The sequence below is a fragment of the Acinetobacter haemolyticus genome (assembly GCF_900406815.1).
Classification (GTDB): Bacteria; Pseudomonadota; Gammaproteobacteria; order Pseudomonadales; family Moraxellaceae; genus Acinetobacter; species Acinetobacter haemolyticus_A.
In genome coordinates this window covers 1-4,417 of sequence record NZ_OVCN01000036.1, presented here as the reverse complement: position 1 = coordinate 4,417, position 4,417 = coordinate 1, and the positions used below count along the sequence as shown (strand labels likewise).

Sequence of the window (4,417 nt, the reverse complement as noted above, 5' to 3'; positions counted from 1 at the left end):
ACTCAAGTGCATCTAGCGATTGTTGCAACATTGACAAACTAAAAAGCACCTATGCATATACATAAGTGCTTTTTATTTGTAGCAATGTGAAGTGTAAATAACATAATGCCGTCGTATTATGCGCAATCTCAGCCTTAAAAATTATGCATATCTTTTATGTAAAGCCAGAGCAGATAACCTGTTTTAAGAATAGCCAATACCATTACTGTTACGCCTAAAATATCCTGTGTCGTCATACTCAAACTTCCCCATGTCAAAGTGTCTAGACTACGCCTTGAGACACTCATATTTTACGTTAAAACAAAGAGTTATCACGTTGTGTCTCAATTCCCCTGAAGACACTTTTTTGCTAATTTTTCGTCACATCCGGATTAAAGACTTTGTAATCAAAGGGAAGAATTTTCATTTTTAATTGTTTGCATGCTTTGCTGTTGTTGCTGTGCAAAATAATTAAAAGGTCTATCACCATCATCGATTACTTTACGACAATCAGAATCGCTTACATCGTGCAAAATTGTACCCTGTTGAGTGTAAGCTATGTATTTACCATCTTTCTTCATACAGCCCGAAAAAACGGGCATTGCTGTTACTTGATAGCCACCAGTAACAACAGGATCAAAAGGCTTATTAGGATTGTAATCAACGACAATACGTTCCATTGAATTGCCTGTCCTTTCTTCAAGTTGTTTATTCTTAGTTTCTAAATATTCTTTATCTAATCCCTCTCTACACATTTCAGGCGACCAGCCAAACTGTTTAACACAATCGTTAATTTTAACTTGTAGCTCAGGAGATATTTGGGAAGTTTGCTGCGATACTGGAGCATTCTTAGCACTACGTTGTTCAAGCTGTTTTTGTGCTTCCAACGTTTTATCAACAGCATCCTGACCGATTCGTTTACCACCCGAGAAATGCATAAAACCATTAATTAATAATCCGCCTGCAATAAGAAAGCATACAGCAGCAATAACACCTAATTTCCAAAAATAGCCAGGGATACGTGTTTTACCGTCAGTGACTTCCTCGGTTGACTTGTACTGTGAAAATACCTCCTCGTCAAAATTCTCAAAAAATACATCTTCAGCACGTTCGGTTGCAGCTAGTGAATCAGGTTTTTCCTGCCATGAGCGCCACAATGACACCTGAGAGCGTTTTTCATTGCGTAGACGTGTACAGTGATAATGTTCGTTAACAAGCTCAAGCAAGTGCAAATGAAGCAGTTTTGGTGACTGTGTAATGAATATGATGTCACGACCTGAATGTCGATGATATTCAAGCTCTCGTATAACCTCACGGCTAGAAATCTTTTCACGTGCAGCCCAAGCAAAGTACCGTATGCCTTTTTTATCAACCTGCCTTTGTGCTTCGTCATAGACAATAAGCGCACCTTTCTGACCTGTTTCAGCATTAGATTCAGGAGTTAAAAGCCAATCCAGTTCTCCGTTTTCATTTTCAGGAATTGGTTTTACATCAAGGGTACATCCATCAATATTTGTATAAACAGGTCGACCAGACTTAACTGCTTCATTAACCCATTTCTTCATAACCATATGGGTCTTGCCTTGACCCATTTTTCCAGTAACCAATAAAACAGGCATGTTTAAGACCTCTTAGCCATACGTATGCGCATTGCTTCCCAATATGCACGTGTGAGAATTGCAGTAAAAATAATGCCGATAGCTTCAGGTACACCAAAGACAGCCATTAATCCAATGAACGGCAGTGATTCAATGTGAGAAGCAGCACTAGTAACGTAGTTTGATAAAAATAAATAGAAAGGTAGACCTGTAATAATGCCTACGCCCAAGCTAGTTAAAATTTGACGTACAAAATTGTTTGCAAAAAGGTCAAATATTCCATATAAAAATTTACCCATCAATCTTCACTCCCACGATGAAATCCAAAGAGAATGAAACACGCCAATACAGTTGCAAATCCAATCGTAAAAGGCTTAATCAGCCAATCCAACTGACAAATATATGTGTAGTCTGATGTCTTAACTTGTGCAGTAACACCATGCAAAGTGATGGTTTGAAATGTAGGTGCAGGACATTGCGGAGATACATTAAGACCTATATTTTTTTCTTCAAAAGGTTGATCAATTTCTAAGTCAGATTCATCCCTTGCTGGTAGACCAGTATCATCCTTGACCCATTTAAAATGCTCACATACAGCAGATGCCCAACTACAAAATGCAGGTAAAGTAAATCCTTTTTCACCAGTATTAGGATCAGGCTCAGTAGGTTTTACAGTTGTATCTTCCGATTCGGGTAGTGATTGATCTAATTCATGTTGAGCGATTTTGACCGTTGGTGAGTTTTCTTCTTCAAAGCGATTTTCAGGTTTAAATACTTGTGCAACACCCGTCCATGTATTAGGTTTCGGGAGCTTATCTTTATATTTTTGATCTTGAAAATCTTTATGCGTTCCGAGCATGTAGTCTGCAAGTGCATCATCAGTAAGGATTTCTTTTTCGCCGATTATTTCTTTGTCTCTTACAGCATTCACTGATTGACGTAATTCAGGAGTTCGTTGGCCAGCGTTTTGTAATCCTTCTTTAACTATATAATCAGCATAGAAATACTGAACACCTTGACTAAAATCTGTTGTGTCCCATCTCAAAAATCTGCCCGATCCTTTTTCTACTTGTCTGAACTGTGTCTCTTCATGATATTCAATACGATGTTTAGCAGCCTCAAGTGGACATGAGTGAAAATCACCGTAAGAGTCTTTATAAACAACGCTATAAACTTTGCCTTGGTACGTTTGTGTATAACTACATGTGACACCATCGTTATTATCAGTTCTTTTATAGCGCCAAATAGATTGAGCTTCTGGATCAATAACCCAGTCGATTCCTTTCAATAATTGATTAAGTGCTTCGGTAGCTAAGTAGCCATATCCACTGACTTTAAGCAATTTCTTCATCGCTGTAGAGCCAATCGCTTTTTTTGTCTCTGGGATTCGGGGATTTACACGTGCTTTATATACTTTGTTATCTACTGGTGTGCGGTCATAGTCGAGCTTTCGCCCTGTTGCTTCAACGACATCATTTAAGTTTGTTGCATCAACGACATCATCGAGAATATTAGTTTTTTTTGGAGTTGCATAGACGATCTGCCAAATTGTGGGTTTTGCACTTGGCCGTGTAGCAGCAAAAGCAAAATAAGGAGTGTAAATGATAAAAAATGAAATGATTATAGGAAGGATTTTTTTAAACATATCGCAATCTCACTTTAGAAGAATGCGTACGCCTACAACTGCAATAATAACAAGAAGCCAGTTAAATATTGATGGTTCGTCCATAGCATTCGATCTCTAAACTGCCGTGCTCGCGCGCCAAACGCTGCACAGCATCGTTCAGCGCGCGCTCACAGCATTTATTTATTTCACTGCACCGCGTGATTTCTTCACTAGAGCCATAACAGCTACAAAGCCAAGAATAGCGATACCAATAGCAATACCGAATGTTTCTGCAGTACCGATATCAGTAATAAACCCTGCAGTATCAAGTTCTAATGCTGCATTAGCATTTGACATAGCCAAAGCCGTTACAACACCCCCTAATACACCACCACGAACTAAAGCAGTACGGCCATTTTTTTCAACAACGGTAAGTTGGTTTTGTTTTTCCATTGTGTTTCTCCTCACTTGACGGAATAACGAAGTTTTCTCAATAACCACATAGTTAAGTAATAGCCGGCAATCGCTGTGATTATCAGTGACGCTTCCCAGCCCGTAATGGCAAACATGGTTGTATTCAGGTCAAGCCAAGCCATACATGTATTTGATGGTTTGTCGAGTTGAGTACAAACATAGAGTTCCATTTTTTAAATCCTTTAACCGTTACATCTCGGAATATGAATAACCAAAAACCCTTTATGAAAATACGAGCCACACTTCGGACAGATCGCTTGATTATCCCCTTGAATTGCTGTTATATTCATATCTTAATTCTCGTAAGTTATTGATTTAATTGACATATTATACATTATACGCAGTAATGAACTATAAGCCTTTGATAACTATGAAGTTTTCAATTGTGTAACGTTAATCAACGTTGTCTTTGGAAACTGTCCACTAAACTCCAGGTTAAACTCAAACTCACATTCACACGGCACAGGCAAATTTTTAAAGCGCTCATAGTTCACTGAGCCTGCCATCTTCTGAATGATGCCTTTAGTACCGTGACCATTCTTGACTGGTGTCTGAGCATAGAAATTAGTGCTGTCGTAGTTGATATTTTTACCTGTCTTAGGATCAACGAATGTTCCTTGACTTGGTTCAATGCCTGTTACTAGAAATACTTGTTTATTCATGGTTTAAACACCTCTGTTATGAAACTAAACGCAACTTCGGTTGCGGACGGAAATCGAAACTTGATACAGGCTCTTCGTACCAGTCAGGTACTTGCTTG

6 protein-coding genes are annotated in these 4,417 nt (G+C 38.6%); all 6 read right to left on the bottom strand.

Translation table 11 applies throughout. The features are described from left to right. Positions 1-386: 386 nt before the first annotated feature. Positions 387-1,598, bottom strand: a complete 1,212-nt coding sequence (locus DK207_RS15505; protein ID WP_109441959.1) for a zonular occludens toxin domain-containing protein — start codon at positions 1,596-1,598, stop codon at positions 387-389. Positions 1,599-1,600: 2 nt separating this feature from the next. Next, positions 1,601-1,876: a DUF2523 family protein gene (locus tag DK207_RS15500; RefSeq protein ID WP_109441958.1), complete on the bottom strand. Its 276-nt coding sequence runs from the start codon at positions 1,874-1,876 to the stop codon at positions 1,601-1,603. Continuing rightward, on the bottom strand, positions 1,876-3,222 hold the full coding sequence (locus tag DK207_RS16005) for a virulence factor TspB C-terminal domain-related protein (RefSeq protein ID WP_228247955.1): 1,347 nt from the start codon (positions 3,220-3,222) through the stop codon (positions 1,876-1,878). Before DK207_RS16005 ends, DK207_RS15500 begins: the two co-directional genes overlap by 1 nt. 162 nt (positions 3,223-3,384) lie before the next feature. After that, entirely contained in the window at positions 3,385-3,636 is a 252-nt protein-coding gene (locus DK207_RS15490) for a hypothetical protein (protein WP_109441957.1), read from the bottom strand. Between the two features lie 11 nt (positions 3,637-3,647). After that, the gene (locus tag DK207_RS15485; RefSeq protein ID WP_109441956.1) at positions 3,648-3,827 is read right to left on the bottom strand and encodes a hypothetical protein; all 180 of its coding nucleotides are present in this window, start codon (positions 3,825-3,827) and stop codon (positions 3,648-3,650) included. A gap of 198 nt (positions 3,828-4,025) precedes the next feature. Continuing rightward, positions 4,026-4,319, bottom strand: coding sequence for a hypothetical protein (locus DK207_RS15480; RefSeq protein ID WP_109441955.1), 294 nt, complete (start codon positions 4,317-4,319; stop codon positions 4,026-4,028). Between the last annotated feature and the right edge of the window lie 98 nt (positions 4,320-4,417).